Annotated in this window: 25 protein-coding genes and 1 other RNA gene; 7 read left to right on the forward strand and 19 right to left on the reverse strand. The window is 56.8% G+C overall.

The window, feature by feature from the left end; translation table 11 throughout:
- The 5 genes from lysS to xerD all read right to left on the reverse strand — a co-directional run bounded on the left by lysS (position 1) and on the right by xerD (position 6,094).
- Positions 1-1,518, reverse strand: coding sequence for a lysine--tRNA ligase (lysS, locus tag ELK40_RS18790; RefSeq protein WP_021242046.1), 1,518 nt, complete (start codon positions 1,516-1,518; stop codon positions 1-3).
- 9 nt (positions 1,519-1,527) lie between these two features.
- Positions 1,528-2,626 (reverse strand): peptide chain release factor 2 gene (prfB, locus tag ELK40_RS18795; protein ID WP_096151315.1). Its coding sequence is split into 2 segments (ribosomal slippage): positions 1,528-2,550 and positions 2,552-2,626, totalling 1,098 coding nucleotides; the frame shifts between segments, so codons are not numbered across the junction.
- A gap of 90 nt (positions 2,627-2,716) precedes the next feature.
- Positions 2,717-4,450, reverse strand: coding sequence for a single-stranded-DNA-specific exonuclease RecJ (gene recJ / locus ELK40_RS18800; RefSeq protein WP_127732240.1), 1,734 nt, complete (start codon positions 4,448-4,450; stop codon positions 2,717-2,719).
- A gap of 5 nt (positions 4,451-4,455) precedes the next feature.
- Positions 4,456-5,169: a bifunctional protein-disulfide isomerase/oxidoreductase DsbC gene (dsbC, locus tag ELK40_RS18805; protein ID WP_111963201.1), complete on the reverse strand. Its 714-nt coding sequence runs from the start codon at positions 5,167-5,169 to the stop codon at positions 4,456-4,458.
- A 28-nt stretch (positions 5,170-5,197) separates the two neighbouring features.
- Positions 5,198-6,094 carry a site-specific tyrosine recombinase XerD gene (xerD, locus tag ELK40_RS18810; protein WP_111963202.1) on the reverse strand — a complete coding sequence of 299 codons (897 nt, stop codon included), beginning with the start codon at positions 6,092-6,094 and terminating at the stop codon, positions 5,198-5,200.
- A gap of 101 nt (positions 6,095-6,195) precedes the next feature.
- On the opposite strand from xerD, the gene fldB reads away from it, so the two are divergent.
- Positions 6,196-6,717 (forward strand): flavodoxin FldB, encoded by a 522-nt coding sequence (gene fldB / locus ELK40_RS18815; protein WP_008499710.1) that lies wholly within the window; start codon positions 6,196-6,198, stop codon positions 6,715-6,717.
- Positions 6,718-6,723: 6 nt separating this feature from the next.
- Here fldB and ELK40_RS18820 read toward each other — a convergent pair whose 3' ends face one another.
- Positions 6,724-7,134: a protein YgfX gene (locus ELK40_RS18820; protein WP_021242050.1), complete on the reverse strand. Its 411-nt coding sequence runs from the start codon at positions 7,132-7,134 to the stop codon at positions 6,724-6,726.
- Positions 7,115-7,381, reverse strand: a complete 267-nt coding sequence (sdhE, locus tag ELK40_RS18825; protein WP_006178375.1) for an FAD assembly factor SdhE — start codon at positions 7,379-7,381, stop codon at positions 7,115-7,117. The genes ELK40_RS18820 and sdhE overlap by 20 nt, the downstream gene beginning before the upstream one ends.
- 294 nt (positions 7,382-7,675) lie before the next feature.
- On the opposite strand from sdhE, the gene ygfZ reads away from it, so the two are divergent.
- Positions 7,676-8,656 carry a tRNA-modifying protein YgfZ gene (gene ygfZ, locus ELK40_RS18830; protein WP_127732242.1) on the forward strand — a complete coding sequence of 327 codons (981 nt, stop codon included), beginning with the start codon at positions 7,676-7,678 and terminating at the stop codon, positions 8,654-8,656.
- Positions 8,657-8,740: 84 nt separating this feature from the next.
- Here the strand turns inward: ygfZ and ELK40_RS18835 are convergent, their stop codons facing one another.
- Complete coding sequence (locus ELK40_RS18835) at positions 8,741-9,400, reverse strand: hemolysin III family protein (protein ID WP_127732244.1); 660 nt, start codon at positions 9,398-9,400, stop codon at positions 8,741-8,743.
- Between the two features lie 165 nt (positions 9,401-9,565).
- A complete protein-coding gene (gene yqfB, locus ELK40_RS18840; protein ID WP_127732246.1) occupies positions 9,566-9,877 on the reverse strand; it encodes a N(4)-acetylcytidine aminohydrolase in 312 nt (103 codons plus the stop codon).
- A gap of 51 nt (positions 9,878-9,928) precedes the next feature.
- Here yqfB and ELK40_RS18845 point away from each other — a divergent pair, with 51 nt between their 5' ends.
- Both ELK40_RS18845 and bglA read left to right on the forward strand, forming a co-directional pair.
- Positions 9,929-10,660 (forward strand): MurR/RpiR family transcriptional regulator, encoded by a 732-nt coding sequence (locus ELK40_RS18845; protein ID WP_032660101.1) that lies wholly within the window; start codon positions 9,929-9,931, stop codon positions 10,658-10,660.
- 116 nt (positions 10,661-10,776) lie between these two features.
- On the forward strand, positions 10,777-12,210 hold the full coding sequence (bglA, locus tag ELK40_RS18850) for a 6-phospho-beta-glucosidase BglA (RefSeq protein WP_115876233.1): 1,434 nt from the start codon (positions 10,777-10,779) through the stop codon (positions 12,208-12,210).
- 60 nt (positions 12,211-12,270) lie between these two features.
- Here bglA and ELK40_RS18855 read toward each other — a convergent pair whose 3' ends face one another.
- The 8 genes from ELK40_RS18855 to ELK40_RS18890 all read right to left on the reverse strand — a co-directional run bounded on the left by ELK40_RS18855 (position 12,271) and on the right by ELK40_RS18890 (position 22,303).
- Positions 12,271-13,014 (reverse strand): SDR family oxidoreductase, encoded by a 744-nt coding sequence (locus ELK40_RS18855; protein WP_127732248.1) that lies wholly within the window; start codon positions 13,012-13,014, stop codon positions 12,271-12,273.
- 70 nt (positions 13,015-13,084) lie between these two features.
- A complete protein-coding gene (gene gcvP / locus ELK40_RS18860; protein ID WP_127732250.1) occupies positions 13,085-15,958 on the reverse strand; it encodes an aminomethyl-transferring glycine dehydrogenase in 2,874 nt (957 codons plus the stop codon).
- Between the two features lie 126 nt (positions 15,959-16,084).
- Positions 16,085-16,474: a glycine cleavage system protein GcvH gene (gene gcvH / locus ELK40_RS18865; protein ID WP_008499718.1), complete on the reverse strand. Its 390-nt coding sequence runs from the start codon at positions 16,472-16,474 to the stop codon at positions 16,085-16,087.
- A gap of 23 nt (positions 16,475-16,497) precedes the next feature.
- Entirely contained in the window at positions 16,498-17,592 is a 1,095-nt protein-coding gene (gcvT, locus tag ELK40_RS18870) for a glycine cleavage system aminomethyltransferase GcvT (protein ID WP_115876383.1), read from the reverse strand.
- A 397-nt stretch (positions 17,593-17,989) separates the two neighbouring features.
- Positions 17,990-19,192 carry an FAD-dependent 2-octaprenylphenol hydroxylase gene (gene ubiI / locus ELK40_RS18875; protein WP_127732252.1) on the reverse strand — a complete coding sequence of 401 codons (1,203 nt, stop codon included), beginning with the start codon at positions 19,190-19,192 and terminating at the stop codon, positions 17,990-17,992.
- Between the two features lie 12 nt (positions 19,193-19,204).
- Positions 19,205-20,383 carry a 2-octaprenyl-6-methoxyphenyl hydroxylase gene (gene ubiH, locus ELK40_RS18880; RefSeq protein WP_127732254.1) on the reverse strand — a complete coding sequence of 393 codons (1,179 nt, stop codon included), beginning with the start codon at positions 20,381-20,383 and terminating at the stop codon, positions 19,205-19,207.
- Positions 20,380-21,693 (reverse strand): Xaa-Pro aminopeptidase, encoded by a 1,314-nt coding sequence (gene pepP, locus ELK40_RS18885; RefSeq protein WP_127732832.1) that lies wholly within the window; start codon positions 21,691-21,693, stop codon positions 20,380-20,382. Before pepP ends, ubiH begins: the two co-directional genes overlap by 4 nt.
- Positions 21,694-21,724: 31 nt before the next feature.
- Positions 21,725-22,303 (reverse strand): YecA family protein, encoded by a 579-nt coding sequence (locus tag ELK40_RS18890; protein WP_029739212.1) that lies wholly within the window; start codon positions 22,301-22,303, stop codon positions 21,725-21,727.
- Positions 22,304-22,470: 167 nt separating this feature from the next.
- On the opposite strand from ELK40_RS18890, the gene zapA reads away from it, so the two are divergent.
- The 3 genes from zapA (at position 22,471) to ELK40_RS18905 (ending at position 23,646) form a co-directional block, all read left to right on the forward strand.
- Positions 22,471-22,800, forward strand: coding sequence for a cell division protein ZapA (zapA, locus tag ELK40_RS18895; protein WP_006811891.1), 330 nt, complete (start codon positions 22,471-22,473; stop codon positions 22,798-22,800).
- Positions 22,801-22,841: 41 nt separating this feature from the next.
- A non-coding RNA gene (gene ssrS, locus ELK40_RS18900) (6S RNA) lies at positions 22,842-23,025 on the forward strand.
- 24 nt (positions 23,026-23,049) lie between these two features.
- A complete protein-coding gene (locus tag ELK40_RS18905; protein ID WP_127732256.1) occupies positions 23,050-23,646 on the forward strand; it encodes a 5-formyltetrahydrofolate cyclo-ligase in 597 nt (198 codons plus the stop codon).
- Between the two features lie 96 nt (positions 23,647-23,742).
- Here ELK40_RS18905 and serA read toward each other — a convergent pair whose 3' ends face one another.
- Both serA and rpiA read right to left on the reverse strand, forming a co-directional pair.
- Complete coding sequence (gene serA, locus ELK40_RS18910) at positions 23,743-24,975, reverse strand: phosphoglycerate dehydrogenase (RefSeq protein ID WP_127732258.1); 1,233 nt, start codon at positions 24,973-24,975, stop codon at positions 23,743-23,745.
- 266 nt (positions 24,976-25,241) lie between these two features.
- Positions 25,242-25,901, reverse strand: coding sequence for a ribose-5-phosphate isomerase RpiA (gene rpiA / locus ELK40_RS18915; protein ID WP_003860091.1), 660 nt, complete (start codon positions 25,899-25,901; stop codon positions 25,242-25,244).
- Positions 25,902-25,995: the final 94 nt, after the last annotated feature.

Consider the following 25,995-nt stretch of genomic DNA (forward strand, 5'->3'; position numbering starts at 1 on the left):
TTACTTCACCGGGCGCATCGCCGGGAACAGGATCACGTCACGGATGGTGTGGCTGTTGGTGAACAGCATCACCATACGGTCGATACCAATCCCCAGACCCGCCGTTGGTGGCAGGCCGTGCTCCAGCGCGGTCACGTAGTCTTCGTCGAAGAACATCGCTTCGTCGTCGCCTGCCGCCTTCGCGTCAACCTGATCCTGGAAGCGCTGAGCCTGGTCTTCCGCATCGTTCAGCTCGCTAAAGCCGTTGCCGATTTCACGGCCGCCGATGAAGAATTCGAAGCGGTCAGTGATTTCAGGGTTCTGGTCATTACGACGCGCCAGCGGAGAGACTTCAGCCGGGTACTCGGTAATGAAGGTCGGCTGAATCAGGTGCGCTTCGGCCACTTCTTCGAAGATCTCGGTCACGATACGGCCCAGACCCCAGCTCTTCTCAACCTTGATACCGATGCTTTCGGCGATCGCTTTCGCAGAATCGAAGTTATCCAGATCCGCCATGTTGGTTTCCGGACGGTACTTCTTGATCGCTTCGCGCATGGTCAGTTTTTCGAACGGCTTGCCGAAGTCGAAGACTTCTTCACCGTAAGGGACCTGCGTGGTGCCCAGAATATCCTGCGCAAGGGTACGGAACAGAGATTCGGTCAGCTCGATCAGATCTTTGTAATCCGCATACGCCATGTAGAGTTCCATCATGGTGAACTCTGGGTTATGACGAACGGAGATACCTTCGTTACGGAAGTTACGGTTGATCTCGAACACGCGGTCAAAACCACCGACCACCAGGCGCTTCAGGTACAGTTCCGGCGCGATACGCAGGTACATGTCCAGGTCCAGGGCGTTGTGATGGGTGATGAACGGACGCGCAGACGCGCCGCCAGGGATCACCTGCATCATCGGGGTTTCCACTTCCATAAAGTCGCGGTTGACCATGAACTGGCGGATACCGGCCATGATCTGGGAGCGAATTTTAAAGGTCTTGCGGGATTCATCGTTAGAGATGAGATCCAGGTAGCGCTGACGATAGCGCGCTTCCTGATCCTGCAGGCCGTGGAATTTGTCCGGCAGCGGGCGCAGGGCTTTGGTCAGCAGACGCAGCTCGGTGCAGTGGATAGAAAGTTCACCGGTCTTGGTTTTGAACAGTTTACCTTTCGCGCCCAGGATATCTCCCAGGTCCCACTTCTTGAACTGCTCGTTGTAGATGCCTTCCGGAAGATCGTCACGGGAAACGTACAGCTGAATGCGGCCGCCAACGTCCTGCAGGGTCACGAAGGAGGCTTTACCCATGATACGACGGGTCATCATGCGGCCTGCAACGGCCACTTCAACGTTCAGCGCTTCCAGCTCTTCGTTCTCTTTCGCGTCGAAGTCAGCGTGCAGTTGGTCTGAGGTGTGGTCACGACGAAAATCGTTCGGGAACGGCACGCCCTGCTCGCGCAGCGCTGCCAGCTTCTCGCGGCGGGTTTTCAGTTCGTTGTTAAGATCGACTACCGCGTCAGCGCCCTGTGCTTGTTGTTCAGACATGTTGGTTCCTCATAACCCTGCTTTCAAACTTGCTTCGATAAATTGGTCCAGGCTGCCGTCCAGCACCGCCTGCGTGTTACGGGTTTCAACCCCGGTACGCAGGTCTTTGATGCGGGAGTCATCAAGGACGTAAGAACGGATCTGGCTGCCCCAGCCGATGTCAGACTTGTTGTCTTCCATCGCCTGTTTCTCAGCATTTTTCTTCTGCATCTCCAGCTCATAAAGCTTCGCTTTCATCTGCTTCATGGCCTGGTCTTTGTTCTTATGCTGGGAACGGTCGTTCTGGCATTGCGTGACCAGCCCGGTTGGAATGTGGGTAATACGCACCGCCGATTCCGTACGGTTAACGTGCTGACCACCCGCGCCGGATGCGCGATAAACGTCGATACGCAGGTCCGCCGGGTTAATTTCGATATCAATATCTTCGTCAACTTCCGGGTAAACGAACGCGGAGCTGAAGGAGGTATGACGGCGGCCGCCGGAGTCGAACGGGCTCTTACGCACCAGGCGGTGAACGCCGGTTTCGGTACGCAGCCAGCCGTAGGCGTAATCGCCAATGATCTTGATGGTGACGGATTTCAGACCCGCAACTTCACCTTCAGACTCTTCGATAATTTCGGTTTTGAAACCGCGCGCTTCTGCCCAACGCAGGTACATACGCGTCAGCATGCTGGCCCAGTCCTGCGCTTCGGTACCGCCAGAACCTGCCTGAATATCGAGATAGCAGTCAGCGCTGTCGTATTCGCCGGAGAACATGCGACGGAATTCAAGCTGCGCCAGCTTCTCTTCCAGCACGTCGAGTTCTGCCACGGCTTCGTTAAAGGTTTCTTCGTCGTCAGCTTCGACGGCCAGCTCCAGCAAACCGGAAACATCTTCCAGCCCCTGGGCCATTTGATCCAGCGTATCTACGATAGCTTCGAGAGAGGAACGCTCTTTACCCAGCGCCTGTGCGCGTTCAGGTTCGTTCCAGACGTCCGGCTGTTCCAGCTCGGCGTTTACTTCTTCAAGACGCTCTTTCTTGGCATCGTAGTCAAAGATACCCCCTAAGAACGTCAGAGCGCTCCGTGAGGTCCTGAATACGGTTTTTTACCGGATTAATTTCAAACATGGTCTGTTTTCTTTTATGGACTTGTCAAAATGCGGTGATAAGAGCGGGATTGTACCGAATCCACGCCCTTTTTTATAGAGATTACTGCCGCTAAATTGGCCAGATATTGTCGATGATGATCTGAAGGGTGCGGTTACCGCGAAACTCGTTGATGTCCAGTTTGTACGCCAGCTCGACCTCGCGCACGCCGTTGTCCGGCCAGATTGAGGTATCGACGTTAAAAGCAATGCCGTCCAGAAGCGGTCCACCGCCCACGGGCTCGACAATCACTTTCAGATGACGTTCGCCGACAATGCGCTGCTGCAGCAGGCGGAATCGCCCGTCAAACAGCGGTTCCGGGAACATCTGCCCCCACGGGCCGGCATCGCGCAGCATTTGCGCCACGTCCATCGTCATCTCAAGCGGTGAAAGCTCGCCATCGGACACCACTTCCCCCTGAAGCAGGGCCGGGTCAATCCAGTCGGTGACCAGCTCGCCGAACAGGCGCTGGAACTCGTCGAATTTCGCCTCTTCCAGCGACAGGCCAGCCGCCATCGCATGGCCGCCGAACTTGATCATCAGACCCGGGTACAGCGTATCGAGACGCTCCAGAGCATCACGCATGTGCAACCCCTGAATTGAGCGGCCAGAGCCTTTCAGCGTGCCGTCGCCCGCGGGTGCGAACGCGATCACCGGGCGGTGGAAGCGCTCTTTAATTCGTGACGCCAGAATGCCGACCACGCCCTGATGCCACTCGGGATGGTACATCGCCAGGCCGCCCGGCAGCGTATCGCCGCTGCGCTCCAGTTTTTCACACAGGGTCAGCGCTTCGGCCTGCATCCCCTGCTCAATCTCTTTACGTGTCTGGTTCAGGGCGTCCAGCTCGTTGGCCAGCACGCGGGCTTCACCGATGTTGTCGCACAGCAGCAGCGCCACGCCGACGGACATATCGTCCAGCCTCCCGGCAGCGTTCAGACGCGGCCCGAGGGCAAAGCCCAAATCGCTTGCCGCCAGCTTGAGCGGGTCGCGGTTAGCAATCTCCAGCAGTGCCTTGATCCCCGGACGGCACTTGCCCGCCCGGATGCGGCTTAGGCCCTGCCAGGTCAAAATACGGTTATTGGTATCGAGCGGGACCACGTCGGCGACGGTACCCAGCGCCACCAGATCGAGATATTCGGCCAGGTTCGGTGCGGCAATACCGCGGGATTCGAACCAGCCCTTATCGCGCAGCAGGGTCCGTAACGCCAGCATCAGATAAAACGCCACGCCCACGCCTGCGAGGGATTTCGATGGGAAATCGCAGTCGCGCAGATTGGGGTTAATAATCGCTTCCGCTGCGGGCAGCGTTTCTCCCGGCAGGTGGTGATCGGTAACCAGCACCGGGATCCCTAACGCGTGGGCATGATCGACCCCAGCATGGGAAGAGATCCCGTTATCGACGGTCATGATCATCTGCGCACCCCGGGCGTGGGCCTGATCGACCACTTCCGGGCTGAGTCCGTAGCCGTCTTCAAAACGGTTCGGCACCAGATACGTGACGTTATCGCAGCCCAGCGCGCGCAGGCTGAGCACGCTCAGCGCGGTGCTGGTTGCGCCGTCGGCGTCGAAGTCCCCTACCACCACAATCCGCGTTCCTTCACGAAGGGCGTTGTAGAGCATCTCAGTGGCTTTTTCGATACCGCTCAACTGCTGCCAGGGCAGCATCCCTTTCACGCTGCGTTCAAGATCCTCAGCGCTACGCACGCCGCGACTGGCGTAGAGGCGCTTAAGCAGCGCCGGGAGATCGTCCGGCAAATCAACCGGTTCAACCGCCTCGCGGCGGCGCAATTTTATCGGGGCTTTCACGCGGATTATTTACCACCAAACTGTTTCTGGTGCGCGTCGAGGAATTCTTTCATCTCCTTCGGTCCCTGATAGCCCGGAACGACATAGCCGTTGCTCAGGACAATCGCTGGCGTCCCGCTCACGCCAAACTGCACGCCCAGCGCGTAGTGGTTAGCAATGTCGATATCGCAGGAGGCTGGCTTAACCTCTTTTCCGCTCATCGCATCATCAAAGGCTTTGTTGCGGTCTTTCGCACACCAGATGGCCTTCATGTCCTGCTCTGGCTGGCTCTGCACACCCGCGCGAGGGAAGGCAAGATAGCGCACGGTAATGCCCAGCGCGTTGTAGTCTTTCATCTCTTCATGCAGCTTGTGGCAGTAGCCGCAGGTGATGTCGGTGAAGACGGTAATGACGTGTTTTTCCTGCGCCGCCTTATAGACGATCATCTCTTTTTCGAGCGCGTTCAGGTTTTTCATCAGCAGCTGGTTGGTCACGTTGACCGGCTGCGCGCCGCTCACGTCGTACATTGGCCCCTGAATAATGTGTTTGCCGTCTTCAGTGACGTACAGCACGCCGCTGTTGGTCAGTACCGTTTTCATGCCAGCGACCGGCGCAGGCTGAATATCGCTTCCGGTGACGCCGAGCTTAGCCAGCGACTGCTTGATGGCGGCGTCGTCCGCATGGGCGAAACCGGTAAAGGAGGCTGCCAGCAGGGTGAACAGCGCGAAAGTCTTTTTCATATGTGATCCTGTTACAATTCGTCGGCACTCACGCTCGAGGGTGGTGCTGTTGGTGTAGCTGCCGCAGGCGTTCCGTCGCGACATGGGTGTAAATTTGCGTCGTGGAAAGATCGCTGTGTCCCAGCAGCATCTGCACCACGCGTAAATCAGCGCCGTGGTTGAGCAGATGCGTCGCGAAGGCGTGACGCAATACGTGCGGCGAAAGCTTTTCACTGTCGATACCCGCCAGTGTGGCGTAATGCTTGATGCGATGCCAGAACGTTTGTCGCGTCATCTGCTGTGCGCGCTGGCTAGGAAACAGGACATCGATAGACACGCCGTTGAGCAACCACGGACGGCCATGCTCCAGATACGTTTCCAGCCAGTAAACCGCCTCTTCGCCCAGCGGAACCAGCCTTTCCTTATTGCCTTTACCGATGACGCGCACCACGCCCTGACGCAGGCTGATGTCGCTCATCGTCAGGCCAACCAGTTCCGAAACGCGCAGGCCGGTAGCATACAATAGCTCAAGCATGGCTTTATCGCGTAACTCCAGCGGCAGGTCAACTGCCGGTGACTGTAATAATCTCTCAACTTGCGCTTCGCTGAGATCTTTCGGCAGCCGCTGCGGGAGCTTAGGGGATGCCAGCAGCGCGCTGGGATCGTCCTGGCGAATCTTCTCACGATAGAGATGCTGGAAAAGCCGACGCATGGCGCTGAGCAAACGAGCGGAGCTGGTGGCTTTGTACCCCCCTTCTACACGTTCACCGAGCAGCGCCTGCAGGTCGTCGCTTTGCGCGCTCGCCAGCGAGAGCTGCCGACGGGCCAGCCACTCCACCAGCATGGTAAGATCGCGCCGGTAGGCGCTGAGCGTATTCTCGGCCAGGTTTTTTTCCAGCCACAGCGCGTCGAGAAACTGTTCAACGAGTGCGAGATCCTTTTCCACATCAGCCCCTTTGATTCTGCAGTCAGGCCATTATGCCTGATTGTGACCGGTTTCTGGTACACTACGCGCAAAGTCAACGCAAGAATTGAGATAGTTACGCGATGAATATTGGTCTGTTCTATGGTTCCAGCACCTGCTACACCGAAATGGCGGCAGAGAAAATTCGCGACATCATTGGCCCGGAACTGGTGACGTTGCATAACCTGAAAGATGACGCGGTCGCGCTGATGGAACAGTACGATGTACTGATCCTCGGCATCCCAACCTGGGATTTTGGTGAGATACAGGAAGACTGGGAAGCCATCTGGGATCAACTCGATTCAGTCAATCTCGACGGCAAAATCATTGCCATGTACGGCATGGGAGATCAGCTGGGTTACGGGGAGTGGTTCCTGGACGCGCTTGGCATGCTGCACGACAAACTGGCGCCGAAAGGGGTGTCGTTCATCGGCTACTGGCCAACCGAAGGTTACGAGTTCACCAGTAAAAAGCCGATTATTGCCGACGGCGAGCTGTTTGTTGGACTCGCGCTGGATGAAACCAACCAGTACGATCTCAGCGATGAGCGCCTGCAAACCTGGTGCGAGCAGATTTTGGGCGAAATGGCTGAAAAGTTTAGCTAACGCATATTATCCCTGCGTCGTCTGTTGCAATAGCATCCGGCGCAGGTCTCGCCACTCGGCAGCATCCATACTGTCAGCCGCCAGCCAAAGATGCTGGCAACGCCCGCCGTCCACCTTGCGTAACCGTAACATCATGCCGCAGTTGAGCATCCAGGGCATACCGAGGATATCCCACTCTTTACCCTGCCAGCGCAGGCGGGAATCCATCAGTAATTTGATCTCTCCCTGACGGGCATTAATTCGACGCTGGCTGCGTACGCTGTCAAAAACGACAAACGAGAGTAACAGCAGCCACAGCGGCGTATAGCTTAGCGGCCACGGCATCAGTAACACAAAGGCCGCAACCAGGCCGTGGAGCAATAAAGACATCCACTGCGAGCGCCACGAGACGCGAAGATCAGATTGCCACAGGACCACGTTCCCGATTCCGTGTTTGAATTAATTGCACCATCCGTTGCAACTCGGTATCGGCGGGTTTGCCGTGGTTCATCAGCCAGTTGAATAAATCCGGATCGTCAGACTCAAGCAGGCGAACAAACAGACGCTTATCATCGTCGCTTAAAGTGTCATACTCATATTCGAAGAAAGGCATGATGGAAATATCAAGTTCACGCATTCCGCGACGGCACGCCCAGTGAATACGGGCCTTGTTGTTAATATCCATGTTCAGTTTCCTGCATTACGTTTGGCACAGTCGGTGCCCCGTTCAGTGTTCTTTATTTCTCTACGGGGACACCAGCTAGTGTAACGTGTTTTTGACCGTTTCATTACTGGAATATTGCGATCGACGAGCAGGCTTCCAGAATAATCCCTACAAAGACAGCGGATTACATTATTTTGCGTAGCGTTACGCATAACCGGTTTAGGGCACAAATGGCCTGTTGAAAGCGCTTGCATTGCCTGCAGGCTCTTTTACCATTAGGCATTATCAAAGCGTTAAGCAATTCAGGATATCGTTATGGCATTTACACCATTTTCTCCTCGCCAGCCCGCCGCCTCTGCGCGTCTGCCGCTGACGCTTATTTCTCTTGATGACTGGGCGCTGGCGACGCTCACCGGTGCCGACGCCGAAAAATATCTGCAGGGCCAGGTGACCGCCGACGTCAGTCAGATGACCGAACACCAGCACCTGCTGGCCGCCCATTGCGACCCAAAAGGCAAAATGTGGAGCAACCTGCGTCTGTTCCGCCGTCAGGACGGTTTTGCCTTTATTGAGCGCCGCAGCCTGCGTGACGCCCAGCTCAAAGAGCTGAAAAAATACGCGGTCTTCTCCAAAGTCACTATCGCCCCGGACGACGAACATGTCCTGCTGGGTGTGGCAGGCTTCCAGGCGCGTGCGGCGCTGAAAAATCTGTTCAGCGAACTGCCGGATGCCGAAAAGCAGCTCGTCAGCGAAGGTGACACCTCTATCCTGTGGTTTGAACACCCGGCTGAGCGTTTTCTGTTAGTCACCGATGCTGAAACCGCCGAGCGCGTCACCGAGGCGCTGCGCGGCGAAGCGCAGCTTAACAACAGTCAGCAGTGGCTGGCGCTGAACATCGAAGCGGGTCTGCCGGTAATTGACGCAGCAAACAGCGCACAGTTTATTCCTCAGGCAACCAACCTGCAGGCACTGGGCGGCATCAGCTTTAAAAAAGGCTGTTACACCGGCCAGGAGATGGTGGCGCGTGCAAAATTCCGCGGGGCAAACAAACGCGCGCTGTGGACGCTGGCGGGCCATGCCAGCCGTGTACCTGAAGCGGGTGAAGACTTAGAGCTGAAGATGGGTGATAACTGGCGCCGCACCGGCACCGTGTTAGCCGCCGTACAGCTGGATGATGGACGTCTTTTGGTTCAAGCCGTCATGAACAACGACATGGAAGCCGACAGCGTGTTCCGCGTGCGTGACGATGCAAATACGCTGAGTATTGAGCCGCTGCCGTATTCTCTGGAAGAGTGATGCTGTATCGCCCGGTTGCGCTACGCTTACCGGGCCTGCTTATCCCGTAGGCCGGGTAAGGCGAAGCCGCCACCCGACAAAAAACTACGCCTGCCCCACATACAAATAAATCGCCAAAAAGTGGCATACGCTGCCGCCCAGCACAAAGCCGTGCCAGATGGCATGGTTGTAAGGAATGCGCTTGCAGACGTAGAAAATCACGCCGAGCGAGTATACCACGCCGCCTAAGGCCAGAAGCGTCACGCCCCCTATCGACAGTTTGATTGCCAGTTGATACACCACAATTAGCGACAGCCAGCCCATGGTCAGATAGGTTACCAGCGACAGCACCTTAAAGCGGTGCGCGATGGTCAGCTTAAACAGGATCCCCAGCAGTGCCAGGCTCCAGATAACAATCATCAGGCCACGCGACAGCGGCGAGTTGAGCCCCACCAGCAAAAACGGCGTGTAGGTGCCTGCAATAAGAAGATAGATAGCGCAGTGGTCAAATTTCTTGAGCCATATTTTGGCCCGCTGATGCGGGATCGCGTGATAAAGCGTCGACGCCAGAAACAGCAGGATCATACTCCCGCCATACAGGCTGTAGCTGGTAATGGCCATCGCGCTGGCATTAGCGTCCACCGCCTGCACCAGCAATAAGACTAAACCGACAATCCCAAACACCAGGCCAATGCCGTGGCTGATGCTGTTGGCTACTTCCTCAGCCAGCGAATATCCCTGTGCGATTAATGGTCTGCTCACCATACAAAACTCCGGGAAAACAAAAGATGATTATTCATCGCATCACTATGCTAACTGAGAATGATTCCAGTGAACACATGTTAGCTAAAATAAAGTTAAACATAACGTTTCTAAATTACAATCAGACAGTTACGGTTTAATTTCAGCGAACGTGCGTTTCGATTTAAATTATAGACGTTTAAAATCAATCACATAAAACTGGTTCTGGCTGGGATAGATCTCTGCGATCACGCTTTTCAGCGTATCCAGGGTCATATTCTCCTGTTCAGCATGTTTTTGCGTCAATGTGTCGAACGTAACGGTTGACGTCCCTGTTACTTCGATGGTGCAAAAATAACCATCATCCTCATAACGTCCCACCCGCAGGATATCGCCGGTTTTGAAATGGGATTCACTTTGATCCCGGATAGTGATGGTTTTACGCCCGGCCAGAATGTCGTCCTGAAAGCGCTGAAAAAAAGTGATGTCGTTTGGCTGCATGTTATTATTCCCTGAAGAAAAGTCTGATGAGTGAGTGTAGCCATTGTGAGCATGTTCTCCCATTCCGCCATTGCCAGTCTCAATAACCTGGAGATGATGGTCTACAACTATGTCATAAAAAATCGTGACAAAGTGATGTACATGACCATTCGCGAGCTGGCGGATGCTGCAGACGTCTCGACGACCACAATCCTGCGCTTTTGCCGCAAGCTTAACTGCGAAGGGTATTCTGAATTCCGCGTGCGCTTTAAGCTGTACCTTGAGCAGAACGAGCCCCAGCAGGCGAACTTCGGCGCCAGCGAAATAATCAGCTTTTTTAAAAGCGTGAATAATGAAGAGTTCGACGCGTTATTGGATAAGGCGGTCGATATTATTTTATCTTCCGAGCGAATTATATTTGTCGGTGCCGGGACATCAGGTTCGCTGGCAAAATATGGCGCACGTTTCTTTTCTAATATTGGGAAATTCAGTAACCATATTGATGACCCTTATTTCCCGGTCACGAATGACATGGCAAAAAATGCGCTGGCGATTGTGCTCTCCGTCTCGGGCGAGACCGAGGAGATCCTGCGCTTCGCCAGCCAGTTCAGCCTGCATCACTGTAAGGTGCTCTCCATTACCAGCCACGAGCACTCGCGCCTGGCAAAACTGGCGGACTTTAATCTCTCCTGGCACGTTCCTCAGACTCGAATTGCAGGCGTCTACGATATAACCACGCAAATTCCCGTCATCTATATTCTGGAATCTCTCGGCCGTAAGCTGGCGAAGAAACTTACAGAATAAAACACCCTGTTTTTTTGATGTGACAAATCACATTTACCGTAAATTGTTATATCGTGACATTTAATTTCGCTTTGCTAGACTCGATGCCAATAAGTCATTTATTGAGAATAGCAGCGATGAAAAAATTGACCTTACCAAAAGATTTTTTATGGGGTGGCGCGGTTGCCGCTCATCAGGTTGAAGGCGGCTGGAACAAAGGCGGCAAAGGGCCAAGCATTTGCGACGTATTGACCGGCGGCGCACACGGCGTACCGCGTGAAATCACGCAGGAGGTGGTGCCGGGTAAATACTACCCAAACCACGAGGCCATCGACTTCCACGGCCACTATAAAGAAGACATCAAGCTATTTGCCGAGATGGGCTTCAAGTGTTTCCGTACCTCCATCGCCTGGACGCGCATCTTCCCGAAAGGTGATGAAACGCAGCCAAACGAAGAGGGGCTGAAGTTTTACGACGACATGTTCGATGAGCTGCTGAAGTACAACATCGAACCGGTGATCACCCTCTCCCACTTCGAAATGCCGCTGCACCTGGTGCAGGAATACGGTAGCTGGACCAACCGTAAAGTGGTTGATTTCTTTGTGCGCTTCGCGGAAGTGGTTTTTGAGCGCTACAAAAACAAGGTCAAATACTGGATGACCTTCAACGAAATCAATAACCAGCGCAACTGGCGCGCACCGCTGTTCGGCTACTGCTGTTCCGGTGTGGTCTATACCGAACACGAAAATCCCGAAGAGACCATGTATCAGGTGCTTCACCACCAGTTTGTGGCCAGCGCCCTGGCGGTGAAAGCCGCGCGCCGCATCAATCCGGAGATGAAAGTCGGCTGCATGCTGGCCATGGTGGCGCTCTATCCATTCTCCTGCAAGCCGGAAGACGTGATGTTCGCCCAGGAATCGATGCGCGAGCGCTACGTCTTTACCGACGTCCAGCTGCGGGGTTACTACCCGTCTTACGTCCTGAACGAGTGGGAGCGCCGCGGGTTCTCCATCAAAATGGAGGCAGGCGACGAGCAGATCCTGCGTGAAGGTACCTGCGACTACCTGGGCTTCAGCTACTACATGACCAACGCGGTGAAAGCGGAAGGCGGCACCGGGGACGCGATTTCCGGTTTCGAAGGCAGCGTGCCGAACCCGCACGTTAAGGCTTCCGACTGGGGCTGGCAGATTGACCCGGTAGGGTTACGCTATTCCCTGTGCGAACTGTACGAGCGTTACCAGAAACCGCTGTTTATCGTTGAAAACGGCTTCGGCGCCTACGACAAGGTTGAAGAAGACGGCAGCATCAACGATGACTATCGTATCGACTATCTGCGTGCCCACGTGGAGGAGATGATCAAAGCCGTTACCCACGATGGCGTGGATCTGATGGGCTATACGCCATGGGGCTGTATCGACTGCGTGTCGTTCACCACCGGCCAGTACAGCAAACGCTACGGCTTTATCTACGTGAATAAACACGACGACGGTACGGGCGACATGTCGCGTTCACGCAAGAAAAGCTTCGAGTGGTATAAGGGCGTAATTGCCAGCAACGGCGAGAAACTTTAACGCCGAGCGCCGTTACGCTTGATCCCCTCTCCCCTTTGGGGAGAGGGTTAGGTTAGGGGTTTACTTCCCACCCGCCAGCTCAATAAAGCTCCCCGTCACGTAAGACGCCTTCTCGCTCAGCAGCCAGACAATCGCCTGGGCGACCTCTTCCGGCTGACCGCCGCGCTGCATCGGCAGCAACGATTTCACGCGATCCACTCGCCCCGGCTCTCCGCCGGAAGCATGGATATCGGTATAGATCAGACCCGGACGGACGCAGTTGACGCGAATGCCCTGCGCCGCTACCTCCAGCGATAAACCCGTTGTCAGCGAATCCACCGCCCCCTTGGACGCGGCATAATCCACATATTCACCCGGCGCGCCCAGACGCGACGCTGCAGAAGAGACATTCACTATCGCCCCACCCTTGCCGCCATGCCTGAAGGACATTCGTTTTACCGCTTCCCGGCAGCAGAGGAAGTAGCCCGTGACGTTGGTCGCCAGGACGCGGTTAATGCGCTCAGCGGAGAGATTCTCGATGGTGGATTGCTCAAACAGAATTCCCGCATTGTTGACCAGCGCGGTAAGCGGCTCGCCTTCACGATCGATGCTGTCAAACATCGCCAGCACCTGAGCTTCATCACTGATATCTGCGCGGACGGCAAAGGCTTTACCGCCAGCTTCAACGATCTGGTTTATCACGTCCGTCGCGGCTTTAATGTTGTGATGATAGTTCACCGCCACGCTGTAGTCTTCGCGTGCCAGCTGGAGCGCAGTGGCTTTCCCAATGCCCCGACTGGCGCCGGTCACAAGTGCAATGCCCATTTTCTTCTCCCAATAAAAAAGCCGGGTGGCGCCTTCGCCTTACCCGGCCTGGATTACTGCACCAGCGCGATTACTGGTATTCGCTCATCGGTACGCAGGAGCAGAACAGGTTACGGTCGCCGTAGACGTCATCGAGACGCTTCACGGTCGGCCAGTATTTGTTCGCCACACCTGCCGGGAAGACCGCCAGCTCGCGGGAGTAACCGTGGTTCCACTCAGCCACCATCTCGTGCTGGGTGTGCGGAGCGTTGACCAGCGGGTTATCTTCCAGCGTCCACTCGCCGTCCTGCACGCGGTCGATCTCCATGCGGATGGCCAGCATCGCGTCGATAAAGCGGTCCAGCTCTGCTTTGCTTTCAGACTCCGTTGGCTCAACCATCAGCGTACCCGCAACCGGGAACGACATGGTTGGCGCGTGGAAGCCGTAGTCGATCAGACGCTTGGCGATATCCAGCTCGCTAATGCCGGTCTGCTCTTTCAGCGGACGAATATCGAGGATGCACTCGTGCGCCACGCGGCCGTCGCGGCCGGTATAGAGCACGGGGAAGGCGGACTTCAGGCGAGTCGCAATATAGTTGGCATTCAGAATTGCCACCTGGCTCGCCTGCTTCAGCCCTTCCGCGCCCATCATGCGAATGTACATCCAGCTGATTGGCAGGATAGAGGCGCTACCGAACGGTGCCGCAGAGACCGCGCCCTGACGGGTCAGCATGCCTTCGATCTGCACAACGCTGTGGCCTGGGACAAACGGTGCCAGGTGCGCTTTCACGCCGATTGGGCCCATGCCCGGGCCGCCACCGCCGTGCGGGATGCAGAAGGTTTTGTGCAGGTTAAGGTGCGACACGTCCGCGCCGATAAAGCCCGGAGAGGTAATGCCCACCTGCGCGTTCATGTTCGCGCCGTCGAGGTATACCTGACCGCCGAACTGGTGCACCACTTCGCACACTTCACGGATGGTCTCTTCGTACACGCCGTGGGTGGACGGATAGGTCACCATGATGCAGGAGAGCTTGTCGCCCGCCTGTTCGGCTTTCGCGCGCAGGTCAGCCAGGTCGATGTTGCCGTTCTTATCGCACGCGACCACCACGACTTCCATGCCCGCCATCTGGGCTGAGGCCGGGTTGGTGCCGTGGGCGGAGCTTGGGATCAGGCAGATATCGCGGTGACCTTCGTTACGGCTTTCGTGATAATGACGGATTGCCAGCAGGCCCGCATATTCACCCTGCGCGCCGGAGTTCGGCTGCATGCAGAGCGCGTCATAACCGGTCAGCTTCACCAGCCAGTCGGAAAGCTGGTTGATCATCATATGATAACCTTCTGCCTGCTCTGGCGGGCAGAACGGGTGCAGCTCGGAGAATTCGGGCCAGGTGATCGGGATCATCTCTGCCGCGGCGTTGAGCTTCATGGTGCATGATCCCAGCGGGATCATCGCCTGGTTCAGCGCCAGATCCTTACGCTCCAGAGAGTGCATGTAACGCATCATCTCGGTCTCGCTGTGGTAGCGATTAAAGACCGGGTGCGTCAGGATGGCGTCGTTACGCAGCATGCTGTCCTGAATGGAGCGGCTGTCGAGCGCGACCTCTTTGTCGAGCGCGTCAATGTCCAGACCGTGCGCGTCACCCAGCAGCACGCTGAACAGGTTCAGGATATCGTCGCGGGTGGTGCTTTCATCGAGCGTAATGCCGACGGCGTTGTGGATGTCGCTGCGCAGGTTGATCTCTGCCGCGTTCGCGCGGGCCAGCACGGCCGCTTTGTCCGCCACGTCCACGCACAGGGTGTCAAAGTAGTGGGTATGGCGCAGCTTAAGACCTTTTTGCTGCAGGCCGCAGGCCAGGATATCGGCCAGGCGGTGAATGCGGCTGGCAATGCGTTTCAGGCCTGCCGGGCCGTGGAACACGGCGTACAGGCTGGCGATGTTTGCCAGCAGAACCTGCGAGGTACAGATGTTGGAGTTCGCTTTCTCGCGGCGGATATGCTGCTCGCGGGTCTGCATCGCCATGCGCAGTGCAGTATTACCGGCAGCGTCTTTGGAGACGCCGATAATACGGCCAGGCATGGAACGTTTGAATTCATCTTTCGCGCCGAAGAACGCCGCATGCGGACCGCCGTAGCCCATCGGCACGCCGAAGCGCTGCGCTGAGCCGAATACGATATCCGCGCCCTGTTTGCCCGGTGCCGTCAGCAGCACCAGCGCCATAAAATCGGCGGCAACGCTGACAACCACCTTGCGGGATTTCAGCTCGGCAATCAGCGCGCCGTAGTCGTGAACTTCGCCGGTGGTGCCCACCTGCTGCAGCAGAACGCCGAAAACGTCCTGATGATCCAGCACTTTGTCAGCGTCATCGACGATCACGTCAAAGCCGAAGGTTTCCGCACGGGTGCGCACCACGTCCAGCGTCTGCGGATGCACGTCCGCCGCGACGAAGAAGCGGTTGGCATTTTTCAGCTTGCTCACGCGCTTAGCCATCGCCATCGCTTCGGCGGCGGCGGTCGCTTCATCCAGCAGAGAAGCAGAGGCGATATCCATGCCGGTAAGGTCCAGCGTCACCTGCTGGAAGTTCAGCAGCGCTTCCAGGCGGCCCTGGGAGACTTCTGGCTGATAGGGAGTGTAAGCGGTGTACCAGCCCGGGTTTTCCAGCATGTTGCGCAGGATAACCGGCGGTAACTGCACGTTGGTATAGCCCATGCCAATGTAAGACTTATAGCGCTTGTTCAGGCCTGCGATGGCCTTCAGCTCCGCCAGCGCGGCGAATTCCGTGGTGGCTTCCCCCACCTGAGGCGGCGTGGCAAGCTGGATGTCTTTTGGCACAATCTGGCCGATCAGTGCGTTTAATGAATCCGCGCCAACTGTCTTCAGCATCTCCTGCTGTTGCTGAGCATCCGGCCCAATGTGACGTTCGATGAAGGCGCCACGGTTTTCAAGCTGGCTTAAAGTCTGTGTCATGAGCGATGGTTCCTGAAACGTGCAGTGAATGTGTTTTCTCCCTCTCCCTGAGGGAGAGGGCTGGGGTGAGGGTGTCGTCTGTTCCCCTCACCCTACCCTCTCCGCAAAGGGGAGAGGGATAATGGCTTACTCGTCTTCTAACAGTGCTTCGTACGCGGTCGCATCCAGCAGCGCGGCAACCTGGGATTCGTCGCTGGCTTTGATCTTGAAGATCCAGCCGCCTTCATAAGGCTCGCTGTTGACCAGTTCCGGCGAATCGCTCAGCGCATCGTTGACGGCAACAATCTCACCGCTTACAGGGGCATAGATGTCAGATGCTGCTTTTACGGACTCCGCCACGGCGCAGTCGTCGCCCGCGCTAACGGTCGTGCCCACGTCAGGCAGGTCAACAAACACCATGTCGCCCAGCAGCTCTTGCGCGTGCTCGGTGATCCCTACGGTGTAAGTGCCGTCCGCCTCTTTGCGCAGCCACTCGTGTTCTTTGCTGTATTTCAGTTCTGCTGGCACATTGCTCATTGAAGTTCTCCTGATAAAAATAGTTAGGCGACCGGCTTACCGGCGCGAACAAAAATCGGTTTGGTCACGTTGACCGGCATTTCGCGGTTGCGGATTTGCACCACCGCCGTTTCGCCAATGCCCGCCGGCACGCGTGCCAGTGCAATACTGTAGCCCAGCGTCGGGGAGAAGGTACCGCTGGTGATCACGCCTTCACGAGGATTGCCGTCAGCATCGGTAAAGCGCACCGGCAGTTCACCGCGCAGCACGCCCTTCTCGGTCATCACCAGACCCACCAGCTGTTCAGTACCCTTCTCGCGCTGCATCTCCAGCGCTTCACGGCCAATAAACTCACGGTCAGCCGGTTCCCAGGCGATGGTCCAGCCCATGTTGGCGGCCAGCGGAGAGACGCCTTCATCCATCTCCTGACCGTAAAGGTTCATTCCCGCTTCCAGACGCAGCGTATCGCGCGCGCCCAGACCCGCAGGCTTCACGCCCGCTTCCACCAGCGCACGCCAGAAATCAGCGGCCTTCTCGTTCGGCATCGCAATTTCGTAGCCCGCTTCACCGGTGTAGCCGGTGGTGGCGATAAACAGATCGCCCGCCTGCACGCCGAAGAACGGCTTCATGCCTTCGGTTGCTTTGCGCTGCTCGTCGTTAAACAGAGAGGCGGCTTTCGCCTGCGCGTTTGGTCCCTGCACGGCGATCAGCGACAGATCGTCACGGACGGTGATGTCGATGGCATAAGGTTCGGCGTGTTGGGTGATCCAGGAGAGGTCTTTTTCGCGGGTGGCGGAGTTTACAACGAGGCGGAAGAAATCTTCAGTGAAGTAATAAACGATAAGGTCATCAATCACGCCGCCCGAGGCATTCAGCATGCCGGTATAGAGCGCTTTGCCCGGCGTCTTCAGTTTGGCGACGTCGTTTGCCAGCAGATAACGCAAAAACTCCCGGGTGCGGCTACCGCGCAGATCGACAATCGTCATATGGGACACGTCGAACATACCGGCATCGGTGCGCACCGCGTGGTGCTCATCAATCTGCGAGCCGTAGTGCAGCGGCATCATCCAGCCATGGAAGTCCACCATGCGGGCGCCGCATAACACGTGTTGTTCGTACAAAGGAGTCTGTTGAGCCATCTTGTCCTCGTTGAAAAATTCACCGTGAAACCCGGTATCGGCCCCGCGTTCGGGCACCGACGCAAACGTTCTCTTTTACCTGAACTTACCACCGAAACCGGCGGTTAACCATAAGGCAAAATGGGTCATCACATTAGCTTATGACCAAAAAACGCTAAAAAGCCTACAGAGTTATTCACTGGAAAAATGCGATTAACCCCGCACAAAATTAACAATGCTCTAACAGGATTTAGCACATGGTGATATTTCGTGCGGAAAATCGGGCCGAATTTCCGTAACGAGAAAAATGCGACATTAGATTATCTAATGCGAAAAATGACGTGAAATTAGAATATTTCAAACGAGGGAATTTCCCCGGCGCAGAGGCCGGGAAAAGAAAGTGTGACAGGGGTCTAAATTAACGCAGCCAGTCCGGCAGGTCGTTAAGACCCATCGCCTGACGGAGGAGTTGGGGCTTAACGCCCGGAAGGGTGTCAGCAAGCTTGAGGCCAATATCGCGCAGCAGTTTTTTCGCCGGATTCGCTCCGGCAAACAGCTCGCGGAAGCCCTGCATGCCCGCCAGCATCATCGCCGCGCTGTGCTTGCGGCTGCGCTCGTAGCGGCGCAGGTACAGATGCTGACCAATATCTTTCCCTTCGCGATGCAGGCGACGCAGCTCCTCAACCAGCTCCGCCGCGTCCATAAAGCCGAGGTTAACGCCCTGTCCTGCCAGGGGATGAATGGTATGCGCCGCATCCCCCACCAGCGCCAGACGGTGCGCCGCAAACTGACGCGCGTAGCGGCCGGTTAACGGGAATACCTGACGTTCGCTTTCAAGCGTGCACAGGCCAAGGCGGTTATCAAAGGCCACGCACAGCGCCTGGTTAAAGGCCTCCGGCGTCGCCTCATGCATCTGCTGGGCTTTTTCCGGCACCAGTGACCAGACAATCGAGCACAGGTGCGGGTCGCTAAGCGGCAGGAACGCCAGAATGCCGTCGTTGTGGAAAATCTGGCGCGCCACGCCGCCGTGCGGCTCTTCGGTACGGATCGTCGCGACCAGCGCGTGATGACGATAGTCCCAGAAGGTCAGCGGGATGTCGGCTTTATTCCGCAGCCAGGAGTTCGCACCGTCAGCACCGACTACCAGACGCGCGGTCAGCATGTCGCCGCTCTGCAGGGTGATAAACGCCTCGTTTTCGCCCCATGCCACCTGCTGGATCTGCGCAGGCGCAATCAGCGTCACGTCGCTGCACTGCTGTGCTTTCTGCCACAGCGCGTGGTGGATCACCGCGTTTTCAACGATGTGCCCCAGATGGCTATAGCCCATGCTTTCATCATCAAAAGCAATATGACCAAAGCTGTCTTTATCCCACACGTCCATGCCGTGATAGCAGCTGGCGCGGTGCGCCACAATATCTGCCCAGACGCCAAGGTGCGTCAGCAGCTTTTCGCTGGCCGCATTGATCGCCGAGACGCGGAGTTCCGGCGGCGCATCCGGTGCAACGGGCTGGGGCTGCTTTTGCTCCAGCACCGCCACGCGCAGGCCGCTGCCCTGCAATCCACAGGCCAATGCCAGTCCAACCATTCCGCCGCCAACGATGGCGACATCAACATTTTGCACGATGATAACTCCTTAACGCGCGACCCAACCCAGGGTCCGCTGCGCCAGCACGTCACGTGCCGGAATGAATAGTTCCATCGCCATCAGCCCGAGGTTGCGGCCCGCAACCAGCGGTGCCCAGCGATTGGCAAAGAGATGGACTAAGCCGTCGGTAACGCCGATGGTGGCCTCTTTATCCGCCTGACGGCGCTTCTGGTAATGAATCAGCACCGAATACGCCCCGCAGTCTTTTTGCTCGCCCCACGCATGCGCCAGTGATTCGGCCAGGCTCATGACGTCGCGTAAGCCCAGGTTAAAGCCTTGCCCCGCGATGGGGTGCAGCGTCTGTGCGGCATTACCGACAAGCGCCAGACGATGGGAGACAGACTGAGACGCCGTGGTCAGCGAAAGCGGGTAGACCGTCCGCTTGCCTGCGTGGGTAATACGCCCCAGCCGCCAGCCAAAGGCTTTCTGCAGCTCGGTACAAAAACGTTCGTCGGACCAGCCCTTAACCTCTTCCGCCTTATCCTGAGGATGACACCACACCAGGGAACAGCGCCCGTCCGACATCGGCAGCATCGCCAGCGGACCATGCTGCGTAAAGCGTTCAAACGCCCTGCCGTGGTGGTCAGCTGCGGTAGAGACGTTCGCAATGACCGCCACCTGCCCGTAAGGCTGCTGGCGCCACTCCACGCCACACTGGGTGCCGAGCGACGAGCGCGAACCGTCCGCGGCGACCAGAAGCTGGCCTTCAAGAACGGTGCCGTTTTCCAGCGTCACGCTAACCGACGCCTCACTACGGCTCACGCTGGCCACGCGCGCGGGGCAATGCAGCGTGACGCCCGGCGCGTCCTGGAGCAGGCGGAACAGTCGCAATCCGACGTCGTGCAGCTCAACGACCTGTCCCAGGGCATCAATCCGGTAGTCCTGCGCGTCCAGCGTGACAAAGCCAGCATGGCCGCGATCGCTGACGTGCACGGTACCGATCGCCGTGGCGCGGTCGGCTATCGCCTGCCAGATACCAATGCGTGAAAGCTGCTGGCAGGTGCCCTGCGCCAGCGCAATGGCGCGCGCATCAAAACCGGGGTGGTTTGACGCCTCTGGCGCAACGGCTTCCACCAGGTGCACCGGAAGCTGGCCCTGCGTCAAATGCGAAATGGCCAGCGCCAGCGTGGCCCCGGTCATGCCGCCGCCAACGATAATCACGCTCATGCGCGTGCCGCTGCCATCAGCGCCTCGATATCGTCAGCGTTTTTCACGACGCTGGCGGTCAGGTTTTCGTTACCGGTTTCGGTAATCACGATGTCATCTTCAATACGAATGCCAATCCCGCGGTACTCTTCAGGCACGTCGGCATCCGGCGCGATATACAGGCCCGGCTCCACGGTTAACACCATGCCCGGCTCCAGCACGCGCGAACGGTCGGTGCCGTACGCGCCAACGTCATGCACGTCCAGCCCCAGCCAGTGGCTCAGGCCGTGCATGAAATACGGTCGATGCGCGTTTTCAGCAATCAGGCTGTCGACATCCCCTTTCAGGATCCCGAGCCTGACCAGACCGGTAATCATGATGCGCACTACTTCGCCGGTCACTTCCTGCATGGAGGTACCGGGACGATACAGCCTGAGCGCCGTCTCAAGAGACTCGAGAACGATGTCGTAAATGGCGCGCTGTGCCGGTGAGAACTTACCGTTCACCGGGAAGGTACGGGTGATGTCCCCCGCATAGCCCTGATATTCGCAACCGGCGTCAATCAGCACCAGATCGCCGTCGCGCAGCACGCTTTCGTTCTCGGTGTAGTGCAGAATGCAGCCGTTTTCCCCGCCGCCGACAATGGTGTTGTAAGAGGGATAGCGCGCGCCGTGGCGGTTAAATTCGTGGTGAATTTCGCCTTCCAGCTGGTATTCGAACATCCCGGGACGGCATTTCTCCATCGCGCGGGTGTGCGCCAGGGCGCTGATTTCGCCCGCACGGCGCATCACGTTAAGCTCCTCTTCAGACTTGAACAGGCGCATCTCATGCACCACCGGACGCCAGTCCGTCAGCGTGGCCGGTGCGGACAGGTTCTGGCGCGAGCCTTTGCGCAGCTTATCCAGCGCGGTGAAAACAATCTCATCTGCGTACGCATATTCGCCCTGCGCGTGATAGAGCACGTCGAGGCCGTTAAGCAGCTGATAGAGCTGCTGGTTGATTTCGCTAAACGCCAGCGCGCGGTCAACGCCCAGCTTCGCCGGTGCGGCCTCTTGCCCCAGGCGGCGGCCAAACCAGATTTCAGCAGTTAAGTCACGTACGCGGTTGAAAATCACGCTGTGGTTGTGGGTGTCATTGCTCTTAATCAGCACCAGCACCGCTTCCGGCTCGTTAAAGCCGGTGAAGTACCAGAAATCGCTGCTCTGGCGATAGGGATATTCGCTGTCGGCGCTGCGCGTCACTTCGGGCGCAGCAAAAATTAGCGCGGCGCTGCCCGGCTGCATTTTCGCCAGCAGCGCCTGACGGCGGCGCGAATACTCTTGACTCGAGATAACCATGACACCCTCCTGTGCGTTATTTTTCTTAATGTAAGGTTGGCTTGCGGACTTCCGGCGCGGTCGGCTGTGAGCGCGTAAAGTTATCGTGGCACAGCAGTGCCGCCACGCGCACGTACTCGATGATCTCTTCGAGAGACATTTCCAGCTCTTCCTGGTCTTCGTCTTCATCGTAGCCGAGCTGAGCGATATTACGCAGATCGTCGATCGCCTCACCCGCTTCGCCGGTCACTTTATCCAGTTTAGGCTGCGTCACGCCCAGCCCCAGCAGATAGTGGTTTACCCAGCCGGCCAGCGCATCGGCGCGATCGAACACGCTAACGTCGTCGCCTTCAGGCAGATAAAGCTGAAAAAGGAAGCCATCGTCTTCCAGAGAATCGCTGGTGGCGGCGTGCATTTTACGCAGCGCTTCCGCCAGCTCGTGACCAAACGCCAGCCCTTCATTCGTGAGGTCGTGGATCAGCGGCTGCCATGAGCTGTCGCTGTTTCCGCCGCACAGCATGCCACTGATCAGACCGTGCATTTCGGCAGGGGTTAAACCGACTCCCTGCTGGTTCAGTAACTGGTTTAAATCCTTGTAACCAGGCATTTCGTTCTGTATAGACATGAGCATTCGTCGTCAAAGGGGGGAAGTTTCATGATATGCTACCACTTTGGACCCTGGTGATACCAGAAAAGGGCTTGTATCTTCACATCAGGGTAGCTATAGTGTCGCCCCTTCGCAGCCCCCGGGCCGTAAGCGAAGGCAGCGCAGTCAATCAGCAGGAAGGTGGCATGTCTGCACAACCCGTCGATCTCCAGATTTTTGGCCGTTCACTGCGAGTGAATTGTCCGCCTGAACAAAGGGATGCTTTGAATCAGGCTGCGGACGATTTGAATCAGCGGTTGCAAGATCTAAAAGAACGCACTAGAGTCACAAATACTGAGCAGCTGGTTTTCATCGCCGCGTTGAACATCAGCTATGAACTGACTCAGGAAAAAGCGAAGACCCGCGACTACGCGGCAAGCATGGAGCAGCGCATTAAAATGCTCCAGCAGACCATAGAACAGGCATTGCTTGATCAAGGTCGCAATCCCGAAAGACCGGGACCCAAGTTTGAATAACACTTCTCAGTTGACTATGGTAGAGTAACTGTGAAGACAAAATTTCTCTGAGATGTTCGCAAGCGGGCCAGTCCCCTGAGCCGATATTTCATACCACAAGAATGTGGCGCTCCATGGTTGGTGAGCATGCTCGGTCCGTCCGAGAAGCCTTAAAACTATGACGACACATTCACCTTGAACCAAGGGTTCAAGGGTTACAGCCTGCGGCGGCATCTCGGAGATTCCCTCTCTTTTCTTCTACCGACTACCATGACTCAATTCCCTGAAGTTTCTGCTTCACGCCTGGACATCCGTCAGCTAATTCGTCAGCGCCGCCGTGCGTTAACCTCCGATCAGCAAGCGCATTTTGCCCAGCAGGCCGCCGCCCGTATGATGGCGTATCCCCCTGTCTTGATGGCGCATACCGTTGCGCTGTTTCTGTCGTTTGACGGCGAGCTGGACACCCAACCGTTGATAGAGCAACTCTGGCGCGCCGGGAAGAAGGTCTATCTGCCGGTGCTGCACCCGTTTAGCGAGGGGAATCTGCTGTTTCTGCACTACCATCCGCACAGCGAGCTGGTGGTGAATCGCCTGAAAATCACCGAACCGAAACTCGACGTGCGCGACGTGCTGCCGCTGTCACAGCTGGATGTACTGATCACGCCGCTGGTGGCGTTTGATGAACAGGGCCAGCGTTTAGGGATGGGCGGCGGTTTTTATGACCGGACGCTGCAAAACTGGCAGCAGTACGGGTTGCAGCCGGTGGGCTATGCGCATGATTGTCAGGGCGTGGAGGCGTTACCGGTGGAGAAATGGGATGTGCCGTTGCCGGCGGTGGTGACGCCCAGCAAAATCTGGGTCTGGTAGAATAAAGCCGGGTGGCGCTTACGCTTACCCGGCCTACAAATGCTCAGAGTAGGTCGGGTAAGGCGCAGCCGCCACCCGACACCACAAACCGCACTATCAGTACAGCAGACGCGCGCGAATCGTCCCCGGGATGGCCTTCATGCTCAGCAGCGCTTTCTCGGCCACATCATCATCCGCTTCGATATCAATAACCACGTAGCCCATCTGCGAGTTCGTCTGCAGATACTGCGCGGCAATGTTGACGCCCTGCTCGGCAAAGATCTGGTTGATCGCGGTCAGCACGCCTGGACGGTTTTCGTGGATGTGCAGCAGACGACGACCACCGTGCAGCGGCAGAGACACTTCCGGGAAGTTCACGGCAGAGAGCGTAGAACCGTTGTCGGAGTATTTGCTCAGTTTACCCGCCACTTCCAGACCGATGTTCTCCTGCGCTTCCTGGGTGGAACCGCCAATGTGAGGCGTCAGGATCACGTTGTCGAACTCGCACAGCGGAGAGGTAAACGGATCGCTGTTGGTCGCAGGCTCCGTCGGGAAGACGTCGATGGCGGCGCCCGCCAGATGCTTACGCTTCAGCGCATCGCACAGCGCAGGGATATCGACAACCGTGCCGCGCGCGGCGTTAATCAGCAGTGAGCCCGGCTTCATCAGCGCCAGCTCTTCCGCGCCCATCATGTTTTTGGTGGATGCATTTTCCGGCACGTGCAGGCTCACCACGTCACTCATGTTCAGCAGGTCAGACAGGTGTTGAACCTGGGTGGCATTGCCCAGCGGCAGCTTGCTTTCGATATCGTAAAAATAGACATGCATACCGAGAGATTCCGCCAGAATCCCCAGTTGGGTACCGATGTGGCCATAGCCGATAATCCCCAGCTTTTTACCACGCGCTTCATATGAGCCAGACGCCAGTTTGTTCCACACGCCGCGGTGCGCCTTGGCGTTAGCTTCAGGAATGCCGCGCAGCAGAAGCAGCAGTTCGCCAATCACCAGCTCCGCCACGGAACGGGTGTTAGAGAACGGGGCATTGAAGACGGGAATACCGCGTTTCGCGGCAGCATTCAGGTCAACCTGGTTGGTACCAATGCAGAAGCAGCCGATAGCCACCAGCTTTTCCGCCGCGGCAATAACCTCTTCAGTCAGGTGAGTACGGGATCGCAGGCCAATGAAGTGGGCATCACGGATGGACGCTTTCAGCTCTTCGGTATCGAGCGCGCCTTTGTGAAATTCGATGTTGGTGTAACCTGCCGCACGAAGGCTATCGATTGCTTTTTGATGTACGCCCTCGACCAGCAGGAATTTAATCTTGTCTTTCTCCAGTGATACCTTTGCCATTTACCCGACCCTGTTTTTGTCTGAACTGATGTTGTGCTGGATATGAATCCGCCGTAGCCAACATATCAAAAAAAACTATTGCAGCAATATGAACGTTTGCGTCGGCACTCTGAAGAAAAGTCATACAGAGCAAAATGTCAGAGGAAAATGCTATGGAAATTTACAAACGCGGAAGGATCGGCAAAAGAGGCGTAAAAACGTGACACAAGTCACCGAATTTAGCTTTTCAAAAATTTTTTAGCGGGGGGAGGACTCCCCCCATCAGATCATTTTACGATGGTTTTCACGCCGTCAGCGGTGCCGATCAGCGCCACATCCGCGCCACGGTTGGCGAATAGCCCTACGGTCACTACGCCCGGAATGCCGTTGATGGCATTTTCCAGCGCAATCGCATCAAGAATTTCCAGACCGTGAACGTCGAGGATCACGTTACCGTTATCGGTGACTACACCCTGACGGTATTCCGGACGACCGCCAAGCTTCACCAGCTGACGGGCAACCGCGCTACGGGCCATTGGGATCACTTCGACCGGCAGCGGGAAATTACCCAGAATGTCGACCTGCTTGGAGGCGTCCGCGATGCAGATAAACTTGTCCGCAACGGAGGCGATGATTTTTTCGCGCGTCAGCGCCGCGCCGCCGCCTTTGATCATCTGCATGTGGCCGTTGATTTCATCCGCGCCGTCAACGTAAATCCCCAGACGATCCACTTCGTTGAGATCGAAAACGGTAATGCCGAGGCTTTTCAGCTTTTCCGTGGAAGCATCAGAGCTGGAAACCGCGCCCTCGATTTGCCCCTTCATCGTGCCCAGCGCATCGATAAAGTGTGCCGCGGTTGATCCCGTACCGACACCGACAATGGTACCCGGCTGTACGTACTGGAGAGCGGCCCATCCTACTGCTTTTTTCAGTTCATCCTGCGTCATGATCGTTTTGCCTGTGGTGTGAAAACTCAGGGCGCATTATAGAACACGTCGAATGGAATTCGTCTGCCACAAAGGGAAAATTGTGTCATAGTGC

Origin of the sequence: Enterobacter sp. N18-03635 (assembly GCF_004006055.1) — a bacterium.
GTDB lineage: Bacteria > Pseudomonadota > Gammaproteobacteria > Enterobacterales > Enterobacteriaceae > Enterobacter > Enterobacter vonholyi.

Coding starts and splice junctions, on each gene's coding strand:
- lysS (WP_021242046.1), bottom strand. CDS start 1,518: ATGTCTGAACAACAAGCACAGGGCGCTGACGCGGTAGTCGATCTTAAC.
- dsbC (WP_111963201.1), bottom strand. CDS start 5,169: ATGAAAAAGACTTTCGCGCTGTTCACCCTGCTGGCAGCCTCCTTTACC.
- fldB (WP_008499710.1), top strand. CDS start 6,196: ATGAATATTGGTCTGTTCTATGGTTCCAGCACCTGCTACACCGAAATG.
- sdhE (WP_006178375.1), bottom strand. CDS start 7,381: ATGGATATTAACAACAAGGCCCGTATTCACTGGGCGTGCCGTCGCGGA.
- ygfZ (WP_127732242.1), top strand. CDS start 7,676: ATGGCATTTACACCATTTTCTCCTCGCCAGCCCGCCGCCTCTGCGCGT.
- ELK40_RS18835 (WP_127732244.1), bottom strand. CDS start 9,400: ATGGTGAGCAGACCATTAATCGCACAGGGATATTCGCTGGCTGAGGAA.
- yqfB (WP_127732246.1), bottom strand. CDS start 9,877: ATGCAGCCAAACGACATCACTTTTTTTCAGCGCTTTCAGGACGACATT.
- ELK40_RS18845 (WP_032660101.1), top strand. CDS start 9,929: ATGTTCTCCCATTCCGCCATTGCCAGTCTCAATAACCTGGAGATGATG.
- bglA (WP_115876233.1), top strand. CDS start 10,777: ATGAAAAAATTGACCTTACCAAAAGATTTTTTATGGGGTGGCGCGGTT.
- ELK40_RS18855 (WP_127732248.1), bottom strand. CDS start 13,014: ATGGGCATTGCACTTGTGACCGGCGCCAGTCGGGGCATTGGGAAAGCC.
- gcvP (WP_127732250.1), bottom strand. CDS start 15,958: ATGACACAGACTTTAAGCCAGCTTGAAAACCGTGGCGCCTTCATCGAA.
- gcvH (WP_008499718.1), bottom strand. CDS start 16,474: ATGAGCAATGTGCCAGCAGAACTGAAATACAGCAAAGAACACGAGTGG.
- gcvT (WP_115876383.1), bottom strand. CDS start 17,592: ATGGCTCAACAGACTCCTTTGTACGAACAACACGTGTTATGCGGCGCC.
- ubiH (WP_127732254.1), bottom strand. CDS start 20,383: ATGAGCGTGATTATCGTTGGCGGCGGCATGACCGGGGCCACGCTGGCG.
- ELK40_RS18890 (WP_029739212.1), bottom strand. CDS start 22,303: ATGTCTATACAGAACGAAATGCCTGGTTACAAGGATTTAAACCAGTTA.
- zapA (WP_006811891.1), top strand. CDS start 22,471: ATGTCTGCACAACCCGTCGATCTCCAGATTTTTGGCCGTTCACTGCGA.
- ELK40_RS18905 (WP_127732256.1), top strand. CDS start 23,050: ATGACTCAATTCCCTGAAGTTTCTGCTTCACGCCTGGACATCCGTCAG.
- serA (WP_127732258.1), bottom strand. CDS start 24,975: ATGGCAAAGGTATCACTGGAGAAAGACAAGATTAAATTCCTGCTGGTC.
- rpiA (WP_003860091.1), bottom strand. CDS start 25,901: ATGACGCAGGATGAACTGAAAAAAGCAGTAGGATGGGCCGCTCTCCAG.